Here is a 23,397-nt window from a genome sequence, read left to right as displayed (position 1 = left end):
TTTTTATTTTTTCCTTAATTATATTGTGTCAGGTGTCTGACGAATAAAAAAAGGAGTTCATATGAATCTAGTAAATATAATTGGACAAATTGAAGGAGATGCACAAGTTGCTTATACTTCAAAAGATGGAAACGCAAAGTTATACAAATTTGTAGTTAGAGTCCCCAACTCTTATAAATCAAAAACGGGAAAAAATGAAGACGATTTAATTAACGTTAAAGCTTGGTCTTCTGCTATTAATGATGAGTTTGCATTACATGATCAAGCTGTTGTTGGTATCGAAGCAAGAGTGCATTCATCTATTAATAAAGAGAATGCTAATGTCTTTAATGAAATTATTGCAAATAGAATAATGTATTTAAACTAATAATGGATAATGTTTTATTATATTTCTCATTAAAGTATCATGGAGATTGAGAACAAATTTATGATGCATTAGATAGAAAAGAAAAAATAGAAACTCAGGAATTAATTCAGGTTCCTAATTCAATACCAAATAATTTCATTTCAATAATTAATCCATTGTATCCCAATAATCTTAAGCAAATAATGAAACCTTCATTCATTATTTATTATTTAGGTAATATTTCATTATTACAAAACTACTTTCAAACTATTTATATTAGCAGTTCTGACAATATTGACGAATATAATGATAACGCAATAAAGGCAATCGTTAATGATTTAATAAAAGAAAAAAGAACAATTTTAATTTCAGCAGAAAGTGATTCAGATCATAGAATAATTGATTTTATAATTGCAAAAAAAGGAAAACTAATAATATTAACTAAAGAGCCTCTTCAAAAGTTTATTGAAAGTGAATATTGAAGCAAATACAAAAACATTGATTACTATGATTTCTTGGTGATTAGTGAATACGAAGAATCAAACAATTTTAAATATAAATCAATTAATAATAAAAATGAAATGAATATTAGAATTATTAATGGGTTATCAAAAGCAGTGATATTCTTAGAACATTCAAACTTTAGTGAAATTGAGCCACTAGTAAATGCAGTAATCAATGAAAACAAACCTTATTTTGCAATACCTCAAAATTTAAAAAATTTTAAATCATCAAGTAATAATTTACTTAAAAATGGTGCAAAATTATTGGAAAATGCAACAGATATTTTAAATCAAATTTAAAAACACTTTTGGTGTTTTTTATTTTGTATTTTGGTGGTAAAATATTTAAAATACACAATGGTATTTTTTAGAAATGAGGGGATTTTATGGACAGAGAAGAACAGCAAATGCTTGACAATGAAAAGCTAAATGAATCTTCAACACCACAAGTTAGAGTTTCAAGATGATTGAAGAAATCTGACTTGAATACAGAATTAGATACAACTAAATCTAAGAAGAAAACTACATATATTGGTTTATTAATTAGATATATGAAAAAAAATAAATTATGAACAACGCTTATGTTAGTTTCAGTAATTATTTTATCAATATCAACAGCGATGACACCTAAAATTATTGAACAAATGAGTGCAGCTGTAACTATTGAAAAATATGGTAATATAGCAAATTTACCAAACCAACTTCAGGAAATGATTGATTCAGCAATGAAAAAATGATGAGGCGTAAAATTCTATCCTTTATTGGGAATTGAAATAGGTATTATATTGTTTATGGCTTTAGCTACTTTTGTTTCTCAATGAACAGCAGGTATGCTAGGTAAAAAAATTGAAGTTGATTTAAGAAATGATTTAAACAAAAAATTAGTTTCAATGGATATGTCTTATTATTCAGATAAAAAAATTGGTGAAATTTTGACCAAAGTTGTATCTGATACTCAAATCATTGGAGAACAAACTGGAATTATTCCAATTACTTTCTTAAATGGGGTTTTAACAACCGTTGCCTCAATAATTGTTATGTCAACAATTTCAGGGTCTTTAACAATTGTATTATTTTCTGTATTTGTGGTAATGTTTATAATTTTTGCAGTTTTATTTATTCCAATGAAACCAATTGCATATAAAACAAGAAAAATTGTTACAGAAGTTAATGGTGATGTTACTGATAGAATTAGTAATGTTAAACTAATTAAAGCTTCAGGAACTGAAGAATATGAAGAAAATAGATTTATTGAAAAACATGTTCCTTATTTTAAACAATCAACACATATGAACTACTATCAAGCAATGATATTGTCATTAATATTCTTAATCATTAATGCAATTGAAACAGTTATGATTATTGCTACTGTATTAATTTATGATGCTTCACATGTAGCCGCAGTTTTACCAGGTATGATTTCAGCTTCAGCTTTAATGATTGGTCCACTTATGTCTTTCTTAAGAGTTTTAGTTGGATTAACTCAATCAAATGTAGCTTCAAAAAGAGTTGGTGAAATCTTAGAACAAGAGCCAAGATTCAATAATCACTTTGAGGACAAAGAAGGTGTGGTAATTGATAAAATTCAAGGAAATATTTATTTTAGAGATGTAGCATTTGCTTATCCTGAAAAACCAACAGAACTTATTTTACCAAAATTTGATTTTACTTTTGAACAAGGCAAATCATATGCATTCGTAGGAACTACAGGTGCTGGTAAATCAACAATTTCAAAATTGTTATTAAGATTTTATGATCCAACTATTGGACAAGTTTTAATTAATGAAAATGTTGATTTAAAAGATGTTGTATTATCAAGTTACTTAGACAAAGTAGGATATGTTGAGCAAGAACCTGCTATTTTCTTAGGTAATGTTTATGACAACGTAAGATACGGAAGATTTGACGCAACCGATAAACAAGTTATAGCTGCTTGTAAAAAAGCTGAATTACATGAATTAATTATGAGTTGACCAGACGGATATGAAACAATTCTTGGAGAAAGAGGATTTATGCTATCTGGTGGACAAAAACAACGTTTAGTAATTGCTAGAATGTTTTTAAAGAACCCTCAACTATTAATTTTAGACGAAGCAACTTCTGCTTTAGATAATATTGTAGAAAAAGAAATTCAAGCAAAATTAAATGAATTAATGAAAGGTAGAACAAGTGTAACAATTGCACACCGTCTATCTACAATTAAAAATGTTGATGAAATCTTAGTTCTAGCTCCTAAGCAAGGAATAGTTCAAAGAGGAACATTCAATGAACTTAAAAAAGTGCCAGGTCATTTTAAAGATTTATATGATGCAGGTAATTCAAAAAATGATGGAAAGGGTGTAATAAGTAATGAGCAACAATAATCAAAAACAATTAAACAAACATGGTTTTGATGTAAATATGGAATTTTCATTTAAAAAACTTGGTGTTTTTATGAGGCAAATATTTGAATCAGCAAGCCAAAATAAAACTCTTTTCTTTGCTGTTTGTTTTTTTACAATGTTAGATGCATTAATTTCAACATTCTTACCCGTATTTGCAACAATGATGATTTCAGGTATCATGAATGATTTAGCAGGACCAGAAAAAAAAGAAACTTTAAGTTTTTTAGCATGACAAGTATCTATTATAGATTGAGAAATTTGATTATATATAACATTAGCAACTCTTGTACTTTTATTCATGTCTGAGTATGTTGTTAACTGAAGTGTCGCTCAATTTTCTTTACATGTTGAAATTAATCAAAGACAAAAAATGTTGATTAGATTAGCACAACAAGATGTTGATTTCTTCTTTGATCATGTATCAGGAAATATTTTAACAAGACTTGTTGGTGATACACAATCATTAGCATTTGGTATTCAACAATTCTTTACAAATATAATTTATTTCTTAACTGGAATAATCATGGCTGTAATAATCATGATATTATCAGGAATTTGATATGTCGCAGTTATTATGGCTGTCTATATGGTTTTCTCAATTGGGATTGCTGTATTAATTTTTATTCAAAATAGAAGAAAACTAATTGCAGCTTTTGACAGAAAACGTGAAGTTGATCAAGATATGACAGATAGAATTTCAAATATATCTTTAATTAAATCTTCTGGTCTGGAAGAATATGAAGTTAAAAGAGTTGAAGACTTAAATGAAATTTATAATAGAGCTGGTGATAAAGCTGTTCAATGATCAGCTTTACTAACTCAATGAATTCAAATAACAGCTTCAGCAATGATGCCTTTATTTGTTATCATATTTTGTGTTGCTTTCTTAAAAAATGGTAATACCGAACTATTATTAGTTAAAATGCCTTTAGCCCAAGTTTTAGTATCATTTGTTGTTGGTGCTATTGCTATGTTAATTCCAACATTAAGATCAGCTACGAGAGCACAAAATGCGGCTCAGAGAATTTCAGAGTTAACTGACCCAGAACCAACAATCAAACCAAATCCTCAAGGTCCAGAAATTGAAAAAATTAATTCAATTACATTTGAAAATGTTTCATTTGCTTATCCTAAAAAACCAGAAAAAACTATTTTGCCAAAAATGAATATCACATTTGAAAAAGGTAAATCTTATGCTTTTGTTGGTGAAACAGGTAGTGGTAAATCAACAATTGCTAAATTATTATTGAGATTTTACATGCCAGTAGATGGGCAAATAATGGTTGAAGGTAAATATAAAAATGAAGATTCTTTAGTAAAAGATTCACATGATTTAAATACAATTAACTTACCAGCATACTTAAGTAGAGTTGGATATGTAGAGCAAGAACCACAAATTTTATTTGGTGATTTCTTTGAAAACATTAGATATGCTAAATTTGATGCAACTGATGAAGAAATTATGAAAGCATGTAAAAAAGCTAATTTACACGACTTTATTATTTCATTAAAAGATGGATATAATACAATCTTAGGTCAAAGAGGTTTCTTATTATCAGGTGGACAAAAACAACGTTTAGTTATTGCAAGAGTATTCTTGAAAAACCCTGACTTCTTAATACTAGATGAAGCTACATCAGCTTTAGATAATATTGTAGAAAAAGAAATTCAAGCTGAATTAGATAAATTGATGAAAGGTAGAACAAGTGTTACTATTGCTCACCGTTTATCAACAATTAAAAATGTAGATCAAATCATTGTTCTTGGAGCAAATGGAAAAGGTATTGTTCAACAAGGAACTTATGATGAATTAATATCAACTCCTGGTAGATTTAAGAAATTATATGAAGCAGGATTGATGAATTAATGAAAAATAAAACGGTAAATATTATTGGAGCTGGTTTAGCAGGTACAGAAGCTGCTTATCAATTAGCAAAAAGAAATATAAAAGTTAAACTTTATGAAGTTAAAAGAATAACTAAAAATCCCGTCCAAGTTTTGGACGGGTTTGCTGAATTAGTTTGTTCTAATTCTTTAAGAAGTAACGAAATCACTAATGCAGTTGGTACTCTAAAAGAAGAAATGAGGCTTTTAGATTCTTTAATAATTAGAGCAGCAGAATACGCACAAGTTCCAGCTGGAGGAAGTCTAGCAGTTGATAGAGTTTTGTTTTCAGAATACATTACAAATGAAATTAGTTCAAATAAAAATATTGAAGTGATTGATCAGGAGGTCGAAAATATTGACCCAAGCGAAATAACTCTAATTGCTTCTGGACCATTAACCACTGATAAACTACAATCAGAAATTACTAAAATTATTGGCAGTGATGATTTTTACTTTTATGATGCTGTTGCACCAATAATTGAAAAAGATTCAATTGACATGAGCATAGCTTATCAAAAAAACAGATATGACAAAGGTGAAACTAGTGATTATATAAATTGCCCAATGTCAAAAGATGAATATTTAAATTTTTATAACGAATTAATTAAAGCAGAAATTGCTATTGGTCATTTGCCAGGTGAAGCAGAATTAAAATATTTTGAAGGATGCATGCCAGTTGAAGCTATGGCTAAAAGAGGTATTGAAACATTATTATTTGGTCCTATGAAACCTAGAGGTTTAGACAAGCCTGATGGCACAAGAAATCATGCTGTTGTGCAATTGCGACAAGATGATGCAAATGACAGACTGTATAATATTGTTGGATTTCAAACAAATTTAAAATGACCAGAACAAAAAAGAATTTTTTCTATGATACCAGGATTGGAAAATGCTAAGTTTGTTAGGTATGGTGTCATGCATAAAAATAATTTCATTAATTCACCAAAAGTTCTTAACAAATATTTACAACTAAAATCAAATAAAAATATATTTTTTGCTGGTCAAATAACAGGTGTTGAAGGATATGTTGAATCTTGTGTTTCAGGATTAATAACTGCAATCAACATAGCTAACTTTATAGAAGATAAGGAAATGAGTATTCCATCTTCTAAAACTGTATCAGGAGCTTTACTAAATTATATTAATAAGGCATCAATAACAAACTTTCAACCCATGAAAGCAAATTGAGGTATTGTAGATGAAATTGATTTTAAAAGACCTAGCAGAAAAGTAACAAAACAAGAAATTAAAAAACTAAAAAATGAGAGTTTTTCAGAATTAGCAATTAATTCGATTAAAGACTACATTAAAAATATATAGAAAAAGGATAAAACATGATAAATCGTTTAGACACTATTTTTTGAGCATATTTTGACGAATATATTAAAAAAGATTCATCTCAAATTTTTAAAAAAATTAATAATGATTTAAAAGAAAAAGTTAACGAAATTTATGATGTTACATATTATTCTCTTTTTCAATTTCAATTATGAAAAAATGAGTCATTAATTAATATAGAGCCTGAAAAGTATACTGAAATATCTAATTACGTAATAGAGAATTATAAAGAACTTTTCACTTTTACTTTTCAAGATAAAAATGTACAATCAAAATTTAAAGAAATTGATGAAATTCAAAAATTATTTATTAAAGAAGTGATTGAAGAATTTGTATTAAATCATATTATTAAAACATCATTTATTAGTTCAGAAGATATCAGTCAAAATTATTATTGAAATTTTGCAAGTTTATGTGCTCTAACAAGTAAATTTGAATATGATATAAACTTTAAAAATGATAAAGAAAGCAAATACTATTATTCAATTGTTTACCCGTTTTTAATAACAATGGTTATGATAGATGTTCTTAAGCCTGCTGATATGGTAGATAAGATCAAAAAGGTTTTTACAAGAAAAAACATATCAGAAGCATATAAAAAGGGTAGAGAACTTAGTTTTGAAGAAAAAGAATGGCTTGCACCAACAATTCAATTTCTAAAAAATGAAGATGAATTAAATGCTTTTATTTTAAATTTTAAAAAAGATAATTGAGAAAGTATTGATATTAAACAAAAATTTAAAATAATTCATGAACTTTCAAAAATAACAACTATATTTTTGAGAGATAACTTAAAAAATATTTCAGTTATATCTGAAGGAGACGAAGTTTATGAAGCTTTATACGCTTATTTACCAATCTTTTTAAACTCATCTAAAGAACATTGTAAAATAAATATTAAAACCTTTGATGGAGCTCTTAAAACAGTTCACTGCATGTCTCCTATAAATCAAAAGGACTTTAATCCTGCCTGAACAATAAAACACTCTAAAAAGTTTAAAGAATTCAAAAAAATAAAGTTTAGAGCTGAAAAATTAGTGGATTTTGTAGCTAGAGTAAGATATTCAACTTATTATATGGAAATGATTAATAAAACAAAGCGAAATAATGGTGTTTTAGGAGAATGTCTAATATCATTTAAAAAAGTTGGAATAGTGAAAACTATGAATTTTTATAGTGAGATTGATGGAAAATTTGAGTTTAATTATAAAAATGTAAAATTTAAGTCAATAAATTTAGATGCAAAATACTTTCAAAAATTGTTAAATAAGGCAAATCGTTTTGAGGAAATAGCTGATTATAATTCTCAAATGTCAATTATGTTAAAGATACTTTCATTGACGATAACCATCGACCCAAAGGCACCAAAAACTTTTGAATATTCATGAGAAACATTAGTTAAATACTATATTATAGCTTTTGGGCCTTACAAAAAAAATATGATGTCTTATACATATAAAGATCTTGAATTAATAGAATTTAAGATTAATAAACTGTTAGCACAATATAAAAAATTACAACAGAAAGAAAAAGTTATTGATTCTATTGGAGTGTTATATAAATTACATCATTTTAAATAGAAAAAAAATAAAATCAATAGTTAATTTTAAGATTTTTAAAAAATAAAAAATTATTATTATCTTACAACTGAATATAAAAGAAACTTATACAGGGTAGCATAAAGGGCTACTGACCCCGCCTTCAAACCGATTTGAAGACTATAAGTGATAAACCACTCTTTAATTATTAAAGTTTCTTTTTGTCTTTAAGACCAAAAAGAAACTTTTTTATTTAGTTGACTTTTATAATAGAGAAAAAACGAAAGGATATATATGGCTAAAATAAAAAACCAATATTATAACGAATCTGTTTCGCCTATTGAATATGCGCAACAAGGATTCAAAGGTAAAATGCGTTCAGTTAATTGAAACGTAGTAAACGATGAAAAAGATTTAGAAGTATGAAATAGAATTACACAAAACTTCTGATTACCAGAAAAAATACCAGTTTCAAATGATTTAACATCATGAAGAACATTAACACCAGAATGACAAGAATTAATTACAAGAACTTTTACTGGATTGACTTTGTTAGATACAATTCAAGCAACAGTTGGAGACGTTGCTCAAGTTCCTAACTCATTAACAGATCATGAACAAGTTATCTATACAAACTTTGCATTTATGGTTGCTGTTCATGCTAGATCATATGGATCAATTTTCTCAACATTATGTTCAAGTGAACAAATTGAAGAAGCTCATGAATGAGTTATTAATACAGAAACATTACAAGAAAGAGCAAAAGCATTAATTCCTTATTATGTTAATGATGATCCTTTAAAATCTAAAGTTGCAGCAGCATTAATGCCAGGTTTCTTACTATATGGAGGTTTCTACTTACCATTCTATCTATCAGCTAGAGGTAAATTGCCTAACACTTCAGATATTATTAGACTAATTTTAAGAGACAAAGTTATTCACAACTACTACAGTGGATACAAGTACCAAAAAAAAGTTGCTAAACTTTCTCCAGAAAAACAAGCCGAAATGAAAGACTTCGTATTTAAATTACTATACGAACTAATTGATTTAGAAACAGCTTACTTAAAAGAATTGTACGATGGATTCGGGCTTGCTGAAGATGCAATTAGATTCAGTGTCTATAACGCGGGTAAATTTTTACAAAATTTAGGTTATGATTCACCATTCACTGAAGAAGAAACAAAAATAGAACCAGAAATCTTTACACAATTGTCAGCTAGAGCTGACGAAAACCATGATTTCTTCTCTGGAAATGGTTCATCATACATTATGGGTGTTTCAGAGGAAACAGAAGACGAAGACTGGGAGTTTTAATTATGCATGATGATATTAAATTAGTTTCAGGCGAAGAAATTGTTAGACCTACGGGAAAAATTCATGTTGTTTACTTTTCATCAATTTCAAACAATACACATAGATTTATTCAAAAACTGGGTGTTGAAAATTCAAGAATACCATACGAATTAGAAGAAGAAATTGATGTTAATTCTGATTATGTACTAATAACTCCAACATACAGTGGTGGTGGAGAATTTACTTCAGGTGCAGTTCCAAAACAAGTTATTAAATTTTTAAATAATGAAAACAACAGAAATTTTTGTAGAGGTGTAATTGCTTCAGGTAATACTAACTTTGGTAATACTTTTGCAATTGCTGGGCCAATTTTATCGAAAAAGCTTAATGTCCCTTTGTTATATCAATTTGAATTATTAGGAACTCAAGGTGACGTAGACAAAATTAATAAAATATTGAAAGATTTTTGAGGAAAATAAAAATGGAAGATAAAAAGATAAATACATTATCTGGTACAGAAGAAAGCGATGAATACGTTACGTTAAATGCCAGAGCTAAAATATTAGCTGCTGGATCAGATAATTTTAAACTAGATGTAGAAGCTGCTAAAGCTTACTTAAAACATCATGTTGAACCAAGATTAGTAAAGTTCGATTCAGTTAAAGAAAGAATTGAATATTTAGTTTCTAATGGATACTACGAAGAAGAAATAATTAACAAATATACTATTGAACAAATTGAAGAGATTACTGATATTGCTTATGGATTCAATCGTGAATTTCCAAGCTTTATGGGTGCTATGAAATTTTATAATTCATATGGTTTAAAAACATTTGATGGTCAAAAATATTTAGAAAATTTTGAAGATAGAGCAGTTATGAATGCCTTGTTCTTGGGGAATGGAAATTTTGAATCAGCAAAAAAAACATTAACACAATTAATGTTAGGAAGATTTCAACCAGCTACGCCAACATTTTTAAATGCTGGTAAAAAACAACGTGGTGAATACGTTTCTTGTTACTTATTAAGAGTAGAAGACAACATGGAATCAATTTGTCGTGCTGTTACAACATCATTACAACTATCAAAACGAGGTGGTGGAGTTGCTTTATGCTTAACTAATTTACGTGAGTTAGGAGCACCAATTAAACACATTGCCAACCAGGCAACTGGTGTCATCCCAGTTATGAAAATTTTAGAAGATTCATTCTCATATGCTAACCAATTAGGGCAAAGACAAGGTGCTGGTGCAGTTTATTTAAATGCTCATCACCCTGATGTTATGTCATTCTTAGATACAAAAAGAGAAAATGCCGATGAAAAAATTCGTATTAAATCATTATCATTAGGATTAGTTATTCCAGACATAACTTTTGAATTAGCTCAAAAAAATGAGGAAATGGCTTTATTCAGTCCTTATGATGTTGAAAGAGAATATGGAAAAGCAATGTCAGATATTTCAATTACTAAAGAATACTATAATTTAATTGAAAACCCAAACATCAAAAAAACTTATATTAATGCAAGAAAATTCTTTTTAACTATTGCAGAATTACATTTTGAAAGTGGATACCCATACATCTTGTTTGATGATACTGTAAATAACAACAATGCTCACGCAGCAACTGGAAGAATTGTTATGAGTAACTTATGTAGTGAAATTGCTCAAGTTTCAACACCAAGTACTTTTAACGATGATTTAAGTTTCAAAACTATGGGAGACGATATTTGTTGTAACCTAGGGAGTTTAAATATTGCTAAAGTTATGGAAAGTGGCGCTGAATTTGGAGAAGTTATTGAACACTCAATTAATGCTTTAGATTTAGTTTCAAGAACAAGTGATTTAAGCAGTGCACCTTCAATTCAACAAGGAAACAAAAAAAATCATGCAGTTGGTTTAGGAGCTATGAATTTACATGGTTTCTTAGCAACAAACTTCATTTGATACAACTCAATTGAAGCTGTTGATTTTACAAATATGTTCTTCTATGCAATGGCATATAATGCATTTAAAGCATCACATAAATTGGCTTTACAATATGGCACATTTGCAGGATTTGAAACATCACAATTTGCTGATGGAAGTTGATTTAATAAATATACTAAATGTGCAGAAGATAAATGAACTCCTGAAACACAAAGAGTTAAAGAATTATTTGCCCAATACAATGTAACTATTCCAACTCAACAAGATTGAATTGAATTAGTTGAATTAATTAAAAAAGATGGAATCGCAAATTCACACTTAATGGCTGTTGCTCCAACAGGATCAATTAGCTACTTATCTTCATGTACTCCAAGCTTACAACCAGTTGTAGCACCAATTGAAGTGCGTAAAGAAGGAAAATTAGGTAGAATTTATGTTCCAGCTTACAACATTAATTTCGATAACATGGCTTACTATGCTTTAGGAGCATATGAAGTTGGACCAATGCCAATTATTGATATTGTTGCAGCCGCTCAACAACATGTTGATCAAGCTATTTCATTAACTTTATTTATGACAGACCAAGTTACAACTCGTGACTTAAATAAAGCATACATTCATGCATTCAAGAAAAAATGTGCATCAATCTATTACGTACGTGTAAGACAAGAAGTATTAGAAGATAGTGAAAACTATGAATGTGATGCATGTGTAATTTAATACACTAACTAAGTAGCTAATTGCTACTTTTTTTCATAATATAATTTATTTTTTTCAATTATAGTCAACTATGCTATAATATATAAATGACTTGTGATTTAAAATGCTGATTTTTTTATCCTGAGTATAGAAATAGGATAGAAAATGACATTTAAAGAATTACAACTAAGCGATAAAGTATTAGTCGCACTGGAAAAAGCTAACTTTAACGAAGCTACAGAAATTCAAGCAAGAGCAATACCGCTTTTCTTAGAAGGAAAAAACATATTTGGTAAATCAAGCACAGGAACAGGGAAAACTGCCTCATTCGTATTACCAATATTAGAAAAAATAGAACCAAACAAAAGAAGAGTTCAAGCCGTAATTATGGCGCCAACAAGAGAATTAGCAATGCAAATTGTTAACCAAATTAGAATATTTGGATCAAGAATAGAAAACTTAGTAATTGCTCCATTAATTGGTGGTGCTGATATGCGCGATCAAATCAAAAGATTGAAAGATTCTCAAATTGTAGTGGGAACTCCAGGGAGAGTTAATGACCACTTAAACAGAAAAACATTAAAATTAGATAGTGTTAAAACAATTATTTTAGATGAAGCTGATGAGATGTTAAAAATGGGATTTAAAAGTGAAATTGATGCACTATTTGAAAGAGTTTCACCAGATGTTCAAATCGGTTTATTCTCAGCAACAACATCACCAAAAGTGATGCAAATTGCTAATGATTACATGAATGAATATGAAGTAATTGAAATTGAAAATCAAGTTGAAGTAAACGCAAATATAACAAACACATTTATTTTTACAAAAGGTTTTAGTAAAGAAGATTTAATTGTTAAAGTTTTTGAAAAACACCAACCAAAAAGAGCAATAGTTTTTTCAAACACAAAAAATCATACAGATAAAATTGCAGATAATTTAGAAGCAGCAGGAATTAGAGCTATAGTTATAAACGGTGATAAAAGACAATCACAAAGATCAAGAGCTATTGCAAAATTTAGAAATAATGAAATCGCAGTTTTAGTTGCAACTGATGTTGTTGCTCGTGGGATTGATATTACAGGTGTTGATTATGTAATAAATTATGATGTATCAATGGAAGATGAGCATTTTGTACATAGAATCGGAAGAACCGGAAGAAATAATACAAAAGGGGATTCAATTACTTTTGTTCAAAATCAAAATGTTTTAAGACAAATTAAAGGCATTGAAAAAAACTTTAATTTAATTATTGATGAAATGCAAATTTCTGAATACGGTGACGTTGAAAAACAAGAAGGTAGAACAAATTCCGCAAGAAATGGTCGTGGAGATAGAAGAGATTCAGGACGTGGAGACAGAAGAGATTCAGGCCGTGGAGATAAAAGAGATTCAGGCCGTGGAGACAGAAGAGATTCAAATCGTGGGCGTGATGACAGAAGAAATGCTGGTCACAATGATAGAAGAGATTTTGCTCGTGGTGAAAGAAGAAGAACAAGTGAACGAATCAGTAATGGAGGAAGTACTTGAACTTCACAATCGTGAGAAGAAAGAATGTTATCTTTATCACCTGAAGAAAAAGAATTTGCTAAAAAAGCTTTATCTTTAGTTGATGATTATTCAAGTAATGGAAACTCATCTAATAACTCTGAAAATTCAGGCAGAAGAGGTTCAAATCGTGGACGTGAAGATAGAAGAAATTCAGGACGCGATGATAGAAGAAGTTCAGGACGTGGAGATAGAAGAGATTCAGGCCGTGGAGATAAAAGAGATTCAAATCGTGGAGACAGAAAAAATAATAATTTTGAAGGAACTAGACATTCTTCATGAGATGTTAAAACAGATTACTCAAAACAAGATTCAGGTCGTTGAGAAAGAGTAACAGGAAAAGACAAAAGACCTGCATCATTTAATGATAAAAAAGGTGGATCTGATTCAAACCGTAGTGGAGACGAAAGAAGAGATAGAAGAAGTTCAGGTAGAGGTGAATGAGTTCACTCAGGTCCGAGAGAAAATAAAGGTTCAGGAACACGTAACAGAAGAAATTCTTCATCAAATAGTTCATCTAAAAAATCAAGAAATAAATGATAATAATTCAACTAAAACAAACTACTATTTAAAAGTTGTTTGTTTTATTTATTTTTTGTTCAAATATTAAACTTTTTGCAAAATTGCTTTTAATTTTATTAATATTTATGTTATATTTATATATGTAATTATTAATTGCCCATGTAGCTCAGTTGGATAGAGCACGCGCCTTCTAAGCGTGAGGTCGGAAGTTCGAGCCTTCTCGTGGGCACCACTCGAAAACATCAATCATGCTATAAAAGGCATGATTTTTTATTAGAAAGAGGTTTTATGAATTTTTATGATGAGCTGATTATTGAACTAAAAGAACTGGTTCTGAAAAATGATTTTGAGACTGCTTTGCTAAAAATTAATCAGGAATTAGCAATGCCATATGTTCCTTCAGATATTGAAGAACAACTTATGAAATTTAAAGTTGAAGTATTTGAAAAAATTTCAAATAATGCCAATGCCAATAATAATCTAAATGCTGAATACATTTTGCAATTATTGAAGTCTAATGACAGAGAACAACAAGCATTTGGTATAAATTTTTTAAATAAAATTAATTTAAGAGATAAACTAGATGAAGTTTCTGAAATTCTTCTTTTAGAAAGAATTGATAATTCAATAAAAACTTTGATTCTTTTTACATTAAAAGAACAAGAAATAAATAAAATTTTTGATGTTTTATACAGTGGTGTCCAAAAAAAATGAAATCCTTCAGAAATTGATTTTGAAAATAATTTCAAATTTATAACTAAAATTGATGAAGTTATTTCAAAAAGTATTGAAAACGAAAACCCAGGAATAGCACATGATGCAAAAATGTTAAATATTAATTTCTATTTAAATAATTTAGATAATTTTAATACCTTATTCTTAAATGAAAAAGCTGCAGCTTTTATTATCTTTGCTATAGAAATGCTAGAAGAAAGAAAAGAAATGTCTTTTATAAAACAGTGATTTGATTTTGACGAAGAAAAAGCATTGGAATTATTAAAGGAGATCAAGAGTCATGAACAATAAAATAAATTTTAACAAAGATAACTATCTTGAATTTGATGATTTTAATGATGTTATGATTCAAGCTTTCGGAATAGGTTGCTCACTTTGTTATGAACCACAAATAAGTCTTGTATTAAAAGGGCATCCAAAACCAATTGGTAGTTTAATAAAAGAACAAGGAAAGAATTTGTCTGATATTGAAGTTGAAAAATTAATTGAAAAGCCAATCCAAGAATGACAAAAATTTGAGGATATTAATTTTGAAAATCATGAGCCAACATTCTTATGTGATGAATGTTGAAATCAGATGATCTGATAATATAAAAAAGAAAGGAGCTGGAATATATGAAATTTATTGATACAGCTAAATTTACTATCAAAGCCGGTAACGGAGGAAATGGTGCAGTTAGTTTCCATACTGCCCTTTTCGTTCCTAATGGTGGTCCAAACGGTGGAGATGGAGGAAATGGTGGAAGTGTTATATTTGAAGCAGATGGCGGAAAACATTCACTTCTAGATTTAAAACTTCAAAAACAAATTAGTGCACAAGATGGATTTAAAGGTGACATTAAAAATATGCATGGAGCTCAAGGTAAAGATCTTATTGTTCGAGTTCCTGTTGGTACATTAATAATAGATAATAAAACTGGAACAATTTTGGCTGACATGGATGAAGACAAGAAGCAAGTTTTAGTAGCTAAAGGTGGAAAAGGTGGAAAAGGGAACGCAAGATTTGCGAACTCAAGAAATAAAGCGCCAACCATATTTGAAGCTGGTGAAATTGGTCAATTCTATGAAGTTAAGGCTGAGTTAAAAGTTTTAGCTGATGTAGGATTTGTTGGATTACCAAATGCTGGTAAATCAACATTGCTTAGGGCTATTTCAAACTCAAAACCAGAAGTTGCTGATTATGCTTTTACAACATTAAATCCACAATTAGGAGTTTCCAGAGCTAAAGATGGTTCAACATTTGTTGTTGCAGACTTGCCTGGATTAATTGAAGGGGCAAGTCTAGGAAAAGGATTGGGGCATCAATTTTTAAAACACATTGAAAGATGTAGAGTAATTTGTCATGTATTAGACATGAGTGGAAATTATGGGCAAGAAGATGTAATTAAAAATTATGAATTAATTAGAAGTGAATTAGTTAAATATAATTATAAACTGGATGAAAGACCCGAAATTATTGTAGCTAACAAAATGGACACAGATGAAGCACAATTAAATATGATGGAAGAGCATATTAAAGATTATTTTAAAAATAAGAAAGTTGTCTTTGTATCAGGATTATTAAAAGATAACGTTGATGAGTTATTATTAAAAATTGCTAAAGAGCTTGAAACAGCGAAATATGTTCCACTATGAGAAATGGAACAAGATATTTATGAAGGAGTCAAAGTTTATCGCCTTGAAGAGGATGAGGAAGATATTCAAATTCTTAATAAAGGTAATGGTAGGTGAGAAGTTGCAGGAGATACAATTTATAAAATTTATCAAAAGTTCCCAATCACTACTGATGATAACTTATTACTATTTAATGAAAAACTTAAAAAATCAGGAGTATATGACATGTTAAGAGAACGTGGAGTAGGGGCTGAAGATATTGTTAAGGTATTTGAATATGAACTTGAATGAATGGATTAATTTATAAAGGAGCAATATTATGGAATTAAAAGAATATTTAGAATATTTAGTTGAATTTATTAGAGAAACAGTTAAAAATGCAAATGCTAAAGGTGTTGTTATTGGAATAAGTGGAGGAATTGATTCTGCTGTTGTTGCTTGTCTAGCAAAAAAAGCTTTCCCAAATAATTACACAGCTGTTTGAATGCCAATTGAATCTAGTGAAGAAGATTACAAATGTAAACAAGAATTAATTGATCAATGTGGAATTGAAGCTATTGATGTTGAATTGAAAGAAACCTTCTTATCATTTAAAAAGGCAATTAAAGAATCAACAACTCCTGATCATAAATTAGCAATTGCTAATGCAAAAGCTCGTTTGAGAATGACAACTCTTTATACTGTTGCTCAGACAAATTCATACTTAGTTTTAGGAACTGACAATCTTGATGAGTGACATATTGGGTATTTTACTAAATTTGGTGATGGTGGAGTTGATATGGTTCCATTAGTTCATTTATTAAAAAGAGAAGTAAGAGAAGCTGCAAGAATATTGGGTGTTCCTGCTTCAATTATTAATCGTGCACCAACTGCAAGTTTATGAGAAAATCAAACTGATGAAAGTGAGTTAGGGATTACTTATGATCAAATTGATGCGTACTTAGCTGGTGAAATATATGATGAAGTTGTTAAAACAAAAGTTGATCATTTACATAAAATAAGTGAGCACAAAAGAAACGGTGCAGTAGCGCCAAATGAATTCAAAAGAAAATAAAATTATAGGAGGAATAATCATGAAAAAAGTAATTATGAGAGGTGCAGAAATTTTATTTACTGCCGAAGCAGATAACCAACAAGCTTTAGATCAAATGCTATATGATTTTTGCGTAGGTAATAATATTCCTGTTGATTCAGTAGTTTTTAAAGAAGTTTAATGATGGTTTTCCATCATTTTTTATTTTTAATCTAATAATTTTTTCCAATTTTTAATATTTTTAATATAAAAGATAGCAATTAAATATTATAATTATATATGTTATGAAATAACTTAAACAGGAGAGAAAATATGAGTAAACAATTTAAAGGTATCGGAGCTAGCGAAGGTATTGCAGTAGCAAAAGCTTTAGTTCTAGCTGAAGAACACGTAGAAATCAAAAACACAAAAGTTTCTGACATTGATGCTGAAGTATTAAAATTAGAAAATGCAGTGAATAAATCAATTGAAGATTTAGAAAATTTAAAAATAACTACATTAGAAAAATTAGGTCCTGAAAAAGCGGCTATCTTTGATGCTCATAAAGAAATTGCATCAGATCCAGCTATTAAAGACGAAATTATAAATGTTATTAAATCTGAATCTGTTTGTGCTGAATTTGCAGCTCAACAAGTAACTAATAACTTTTATGAAATGTTTGCCTCAATGGATGACCCATATTTTAAAGAAAGAAGTGCTGATATTAAAGATGTTGCTTCAAGAATTATTAAGCATATCTTAGGCATTGCAATTGTTGATTTATCAACAATTAGTGAAGAGGTTATTATTGTTGCTGAAGATTTAACACCTTCACAAACTGCTCAATTAAATAAACAATTTGTAAAAGGTTTTGCTACAAATATTGGAGGAAGAACTTCACACGCTGCTATTATGGCAAGAAGTTTAGAAATTCCTGCAGTTTTAGGTTTAAGAACAATTACATCAGATGTTAAAAACGGTGAAGTTTTTGCATTAAATGGAACAACAGGAATTGTCGAATTAGACTTAACTGATACAATAAAAGCAGAATATGAAAAATTAGCAAAAGAATTTGCTGAGTTAAAAGCTGAATTACAAAAATTTAAAGACTTGCCATCAAAAACTGCTGATGGTCAAGAAAAATTAATTGAAGCTAATATAGGGTCTCCATCTGATGTTGAATCAGTTATTGAAAATGGTGGAGAAGGAGTTGGATTATTCCGTTCAGAATTCCTATATATGGACAATGATCACTTCCCAACAGAAGAAGAACAATATGTTGCTTACAAACAAGTAATGGATGCAATGAAAGGTAAATTAGTTGTTATTCGTACACTAGATATTGGTGGAGATAAAAAATTATCATACTTTGAATTCCCACATGAAATGAACCCATTCTTAGGATATAGAGCAGTTCGTTTTACATTAGATAGAAAAGATATTTTTAAAGATCAGTTAAGAGCTTTACTAAGAGCTAGTGCACATGGTGAACTAGGAATTATGTTCCCAATGATTGCAACTGTTGATGAATTTAAACGTGCTAAAGCAATCGTAGAAGAATGCAAAGACGAATTAAGAAAAGAAAACATTGCATTTGATGAAAATGTTCAAGTTGGAATGATGGTTGAAATTCCTGCTGCTGCAGTTAATGCAGATAAATTCAGTAAATATGCTGATTTCTTCTCAATTGGAACAAATGATTTAATTCAATATTCAATGGCTGCTGACCGTATGAGCGAAAATGTTTCATACTTATACCAACCATTAAACCCAGCTATCTTAAAATTAATTGATTTAACAATTAAAGGTGCACATAAAAACAACAAATGAGTTGGTATGTGTGGAGAAATGGCTGGTGATATTCAAGCATTACCATTGCTTTTAGGAATGGGATTAGATGCATTCTCAATGAGTGCAACTTCAATGTTAAGAGCAAGAGCTTTAATGAGCAAAATTACTATGGCAGAAGCAGAAGCATTAGCAAATAAAGCATTAGCATCTGATGATACTCCTGAAGTTGTTGAGTTAGTTGAATCATTCTTAGCAAATAAATAATTTCTAAAATAACGAAAATCATAATTCGTTATTTTTTATTTGTAAAATTAACTCCATTTTTTGATATTATATTAAAGTGTAAAAAAAGGAGAATAAAATGAATCGAAAAATAAAATTAGGTTTTTTATTATTTTTTGCATTAACTCCATTTTTTTGTATAATGCTTGATATTATAATGACAATAATCCAACCATCAGAAATAAACATAGCAGTGAATCAAAATTTATTTGATATAACTATAGCTAGTGAAACTATTTATTTTTCAATATGAACATCTATTTTAACTATCGTTTGAGCAACTTGCTCAATTATAAATTATTACAGAAAGCCATCTAATAAAATTAAATGATCTGAATCCGAACATGTATTAACCATGATTGTAGCTTATCAACTTCTTGTTATGCTAGTTTATACAGGAACAATAATATTTGCAAATGATAAAATTGAAGGTATGGATACTTGATATAACATTTTAAAATCAATTTTAGAACATTGATTAGTACCTATTGTAATTATTGGTTTTTACTTTTATATACCAAGAAAAGAAAAACTGGATGCAAAAAATTACGTAAAAAATATAGGTTGAAAAAATTGTATTTTACCTATTATTTATATAATTTATATTACGCTTAGAGCAGGACTAATAAAATATTATATAATACATAATAATGTTCCTGAGGAAACAATTTATCAAATATTCCCTTATAAAGGCGGTAATCCTTTTGTAGATAAAGTTTATATATGATTACCAGGTTATTTAGTCACTGCTACAAGCGGATTAATATTAGGTACCTTATTTAATTTTTTAAGTATCAAAACAACAAATAAAATCTGAAAGTAATATATCATTAAGTTAAAGGAAGAGGAAAAAAATGAAAAATTTTAAAAAAGTTATCTTGAATATGTCAGTTTGTGTAAACGTAATGATTTTTGGTATTTTAGCTTTAGTTGCTTTTTATAGTATTGGGTTTAATGATGTAACAAATCTATCTAACGTATCAAAAATAACACACAATAAACAATATTTTGCATTAGCATTAACTGGGATTATTTTAGTCTGAGCATCAATGATTTTACCAATATTAAAATTATTCTTCAGAAAGCCATTTCAAACGATGATTATAAGCATTACTACTTTAGTGGTATTAACTATGGCAACTGCAATGATGATGGCTGCTGATATTACATTTGTTATTAATAATGATTCAGATACATGAAAAGTTTTTGGTGTTATGCTGTTATTACTTGTTGGTTTCAGTATTACAATTCAACCACAAATCAAAATTTTATTTTTTAAAAATGAAGATAAAAAATCATTAGAAATCATCGAGGAAGCTTAGAAGCTTCTTTTTTTTGAATAAAAGTTATGATTATAGGTATTCTATTAAACTAATTGTTTTAATAAAATTAAAATAGCAAAAATATTGTTGTTCAACATTATTTTGCAAAAAATAGATTAGTTGAAAATAAGTTTAAGCTACATTTTTTATTTTATTTAATGTTTTTCATTTAAAATAGTATAATTTAAAATTTTAAAAAAAGTATAATTAATTTTATTAAATGAGGAAAAATAAATGAACAAAAAATGAGAAATAGTATTTGATTATTTAATGCACCTAATTAGGGAAAACAAAGTTCAACCTGGCGAAATATTACCTAGTCAAAATATGCTTAAAACAAAATTTAAGTACAGCGAGCAACCTATTAGAATTGCATTCAATAAATTAATTGAATTACAAATTGTTAAACCAGTAAATGGTAAAGGCTATGTTGTTCAAGAAAAAATACAAAATAACTTATTATTCAGTTTTAGAGAGTTATTCCCAAATTCAATAAATAGATACTACGAACTAAAGGAAACTATAGTTGATAGTAAATTATCAAAATTGACTAATTTTTACGAGGGAACTGAAGTTTATTTCTTTAAATGTGTAAGAAAAGATAAAGATACTCATGAAGTTATCTTGTATCAAGAAAGTTATGTGCCAAAATCAATTTATAAAAATTTGACTTTAAATTATTTAAATGAAAATGGTTTAATGAAATTTATTGAGCATGAAACACCTTCCAAAGTAAGCCACTCTTCAAAAAAAATTTATTTTGAAGAAGCGAACAATAAAGAATTATTACACATTTTTAGTGATGAAACACTTTCTGGTTTTATAGTTGATGAAGGGAATGTCTATGGAATTTTTGGTGAACTACTTGAATATAGAATAAGTAGATATAAGCCAAAATACTTTAAATGAGATTTTATAGAGTGAAGAAAATAAAATAAAAGAGGAAAAGATGAAAAAGAAAGACTATGCGCTAGAAGCGAAACGTTTTATTGATGCAGCTGGTGGTAAGGACAATATTGAATCTTACCTGCACTGTGTTACAAGATTAAGATTAAATCTTGTTGATAAGACAAAAGTTAATGAAGCTGAAATTAAAGCATCTTCATTAACTAAAGGAATAAACTACGCACAAAACCAACTACAAATTATTTTAGGTAGTGGAATTGTTGAAGCAGTTCATGAAGAAGTTCAAAAAATCATGGAAGTAAGTAATGCTCCATTAGATGAAAAATTAAATAGTGATAAATTGGAAGATTTTAAACTACAAGCAAAAGCAAATAAAGAAGCTTTAAGAAATAAAACAGGATTCTTTGGTCAAATCCAAAAGGGTATGAGAGTTTTAGGAGATATATTTGTTCCTATTATTCCCGCAATTGTTGCTGCCGGGTTAGCAATGGGGGTTTCTGCATTACTAAAGCAAATTATTAAACCTTCTGGAGCTCAATTAGATTCATTGCTTTGAATAATTGTAGATATCGTTACAAAAACAGCATTTGATTCACTAGCAGTTCTTGTTTGTTGATCAACTGTTAAAAGATTCGGTGGAAATCCTGTATTAGGTATTATTATTGGATTAATGTTAGTTAGTCCATTATTACCAAATAAAGGATCAATTGCATCATATAATGCGCAATATGATTTTTACAAAGAACAATTAACATTGGGAAAAGCACCACTTGATATTTATAATGCATGAATTAAGGCAGGATTAAAGTGAATGGGTAATGTGCCAAATGCGACAAGTGTATGAGATCCAACAACCGCTGCTGTTGCACCAATTAAACTTTGAATTATTCCAATTACAGGATACCAAGGTTCAGTGTTACCAGCATTAATAATTGGTATTGTTGTAGCATACTTAGAAAAATGAATTAAATCTTGAATGCCAAAATCAGTTAACATGATTTTTACACCATTTTTAACTATTACATTTGCATTATTGATTGCATTATTCTTCTTTGGTCCAATCCTATTAATGGTTGAACAAGGAATTCTAATTGCAACAAAAGCAATATTATCAATTAAATATGGATTCGGAACAGCTATTATAGCAGGTCTTTTACAAGGTATTGTTATTACAGGTTGTCACCAAGTATTACAAGGTCTTGAAATGCAACTTGTTATTGACGGAAGTTTACCAGGTGCAAATGGAGCAGCACCAGCAGGTTCAATCTTCAATGCTATTTGAACTGCTTCAATTATTTCACAAGGTGGAGCAGCAATGGCTGTTGCAATTAAAGCAAAAGATAAATCAGACAAAGAATTAGGTTTCTCAGCTGCTCTTTCTACATTTTTCGGAATTACAGAACCAGCAATCTTTGGAACAAACTTACCAAAAGTTAAACCATTTATTTATGCATCAATTGGTGGATTTTTTGGTGGATTATTTGCAGGAATATTAAATGTTACATGTCCAGGAATGGGAGTTACTGTAATACCAGGATTATTATTATACACAGGAGACTGAGTTAAATTATTAGGAATCATTGGAGTTAATATAATTGCCTTTAGTTCGGCATTCTTACTAACTTTCTTCTTATTCAAAGAGGGTGTTGAAGCTAAAAAAACTAAATTAGGTTTAAAATTTGATGAACTAAAAAGCAAAGTAAAATTTGACAAAATTAAATTTAGAAGAAGCAAAGCGGAGTAATAA

20 protein-coding genes, 1 tRNA gene and 1 riboswitch are annotated in these 23,397 nt (G+C 28.8%); all 21 genes read left to right on the top strand.

Features of this window, described 5'->3' with window-relative positions; all coding sequences use genetic code 4:
• Positions 1-61 precede the first annotated feature (61 nt).
• Positions 62-367: a single-stranded DNA-binding protein gene (locus tag MENTO_RS03065; protein WP_099651386.1), complete on the top strand. Its 306-nt coding sequence runs from the start codon at positions 62-64 to the stop codon at positions 365-367.
• A gap of 2 nt (positions 368-369) precedes the next feature.
• Positions 370-1,149, top strand: coding sequence for a DNA-processing protein DprA (locus tag MENTO_RS03060; protein WP_099651385.1), 780 nt, complete (start codon positions 370-372; stop codon positions 1,147-1,149).
• A gap of 86 nt (positions 1,150-1,235) precedes the next feature.
• On the top strand, positions 1,236-3,212 hold the full coding sequence (locus MENTO_RS03055; RefSeq protein ID WP_099651384.1) for an ABC transporter ATP-binding protein: 1,977 nt from the start codon (positions 1,236-1,238) through the stop codon (positions 3,210-3,212).
• Entirely contained in the window at positions 3,199-5,100 is a 1,902-nt protein-coding gene (locus tag MENTO_RS03050; protein ID WP_099651383.1) for an ABC transporter ATP-binding protein, read from the top strand. The genes MENTO_RS03055 and MENTO_RS03050 overlap by 14 nt, the downstream gene beginning before the upstream one ends.
• Positions 5,100-6,440, top strand: a complete 1,341-nt coding sequence (gene trmFO, locus MENTO_RS03045; RefSeq protein WP_099651382.1) for a methylenetetrahydrofolate--tRNA-(uracil(54)-C(5))-methyltransferase (FADH(2)-oxidizing) TrmFO — start codon at positions 5,100-5,102, stop codon at positions 6,438-6,440. The genes MENTO_RS03050 and trmFO overlap by 1 nt, the downstream gene beginning before the upstream one ends.
• A 14-nt stretch (positions 6,441-6,454) precedes the next feature.
• Positions 6,455-8,038: a hypothetical protein gene (locus tag MENTO_RS03040; RefSeq protein ID WP_099651381.1), complete on the top strand. Its 1,584-nt coding sequence runs from the start codon at positions 6,455-6,457 to the stop codon at positions 8,036-8,038.
• 82 nt (positions 8,039-8,120) lie between these two features.
• Positions 8,121-8,184, top strand: a riboswitch (nucleoside riboswitch).
• 106 nt (positions 8,185-8,290) lie between these two features.
• Positions 8,291-9,313: a class 1b ribonucleoside-diphosphate reductase subunit beta gene (gene nrdF / locus MENTO_RS03035; RefSeq protein WP_099651380.1), complete on the top strand. Its 1,023-nt coding sequence runs from the start codon at positions 8,291-8,293 to the stop codon at positions 9,311-9,313.
• Between the two features lie 2 nt (positions 9,314-9,315).
• Complete coding sequence (nrdI, locus tag MENTO_RS03030; RefSeq protein WP_099651379.1) at positions 9,316-9,771, top strand: class Ib ribonucleoside-diphosphate reductase assembly flavoprotein NrdI; 456 nt, start codon at positions 9,316-9,318, stop codon at positions 9,769-9,771.
• A 2-nt stretch (positions 9,772-9,773) separates the two neighbouring features.
• A complete protein-coding gene (gene nrdE, locus MENTO_RS03025; protein WP_099651378.1) occupies positions 9,774-11,939 on the top strand; it encodes a class 1b ribonucleoside-diphosphate reductase subunit alpha in 2,166 nt (721 codons plus the stop codon).
• A gap of 144 nt (positions 11,940-12,083) precedes the next feature.
• Positions 12,084-14,009 (top strand): DEAD/DEAH box helicase, encoded by a 1,926-nt coding sequence (locus MENTO_RS03020; protein ID WP_099651377.1) that lies wholly within the window; start codon positions 12,084-12,086, stop codon positions 14,007-14,009.
• Positions 14,010-14,143: 134 nt separating this feature from the next.
• Positions 14,144-14,220, top strand: a tRNA-Arg gene (locus MENTO_RS03015).
• A 56-nt stretch (positions 14,221-14,276) separates the two neighbouring features.
• Positions 14,277-15,014 (top strand): hypothetical protein, encoded by a 738-nt coding sequence (locus tag MENTO_RS03010; RefSeq protein WP_099651376.1) that lies wholly within the window; start codon positions 14,277-14,279, stop codon positions 15,012-15,014.
• Positions 15,004-15,312, top strand: a complete 309-nt coding sequence (locus MENTO_RS03005) for a hypothetical protein (protein WP_099651375.1) — start codon at positions 15,004-15,006, stop codon at positions 15,310-15,312. Before MENTO_RS03010 ends, MENTO_RS03005 begins: the two co-directional genes overlap by 11 nt.
• Positions 15,313-15,338: 26 nt before the next feature.
• Positions 15,339-16,637, top strand: coding sequence for a GTPase ObgE (gene obgE, locus MENTO_RS03000; protein WP_099651374.1), 1,299 nt, complete (start codon positions 15,339-15,341; stop codon positions 16,635-16,637).
• Between the two features lie 19 nt (positions 16,638-16,656).
• A complete protein-coding gene (gene nadE / locus MENTO_RS02995; RefSeq protein WP_099651373.1) occupies positions 16,657-17,391 on the top strand; it encodes an NAD(+) synthase in 735 nt (244 codons plus the stop codon).
• A 19-nt stretch (positions 17,392-17,410) separates the two neighbouring features.
• The gene (locus MENTO_RS02990; protein ID WP_100679871.1) at positions 17,411-17,551 is read left to right on the top strand and encodes a hypothetical protein; all 141 of its coding nucleotides are present in this window, start codon (positions 17,411-17,413) and stop codon (positions 17,549-17,551) included.
• A gap of 131 nt (positions 17,552-17,682) precedes the next feature.
• A complete protein-coding gene (ptsP, locus tag MENTO_RS02985; protein ID WP_099651371.1) occupies positions 17,683-19,404 on the top strand; it encodes a phosphoenolpyruvate--protein phosphotransferase in 1,722 nt (573 codons plus the stop codon).
• A 97-nt stretch (positions 19,405-19,501) separates the two neighbouring features.
• A complete protein-coding gene (locus MENTO_RS02980; RefSeq protein ID WP_099651370.1) occupies positions 19,502-20,245 on the top strand; it encodes a hypothetical protein in 744 nt (247 codons plus the stop codon).
• 31 nt (positions 20,246-20,276) lie between these two features.
• The gene (locus tag MENTO_RS02975) at positions 20,277-20,744 is read left to right on the top strand and encodes a hypothetical protein (RefSeq protein WP_099651369.1); all 468 of its coding nucleotides are present in this window, start codon (positions 20,277-20,279) and stop codon (positions 20,742-20,744) included.
• A 234-nt stretch (positions 20,745-20,978) separates the two neighbouring features.
• Positions 20,979-21,677, top strand: a complete 699-nt coding sequence (locus tag MENTO_RS02970) for a GntR family transcriptional regulator (protein WP_099651368.1) — start codon at positions 20,979-20,981, stop codon at positions 21,675-21,677.
• A 16-nt stretch (positions 21,678-21,693) separates the two neighbouring features.
• The gene (locus MENTO_RS02965; RefSeq protein ID WP_099651367.1) at positions 21,694-23,394 is read left to right on the top strand and encodes a PTS transporter subunit EIIC; all 1,701 of its coding nucleotides are present in this window, start codon (positions 21,694-21,696) and stop codon (positions 23,392-23,394) included.
• Positions 23,395-23,397 lie beyond the last annotated feature (3 nt).

The sequence above is a fragment of the Mesoplasma entomophilum genome (assembly GCF_002804125.1).
GTDB lineage: Bacteria > Bacillota_I > Bacilli_A > Mycoplasmatales > Mycoplasmataceae > Mesoplasma > Mesoplasma entomophilum.
This window is presented reverse-complemented; position numbering and strand designations above follow the sequence as displayed.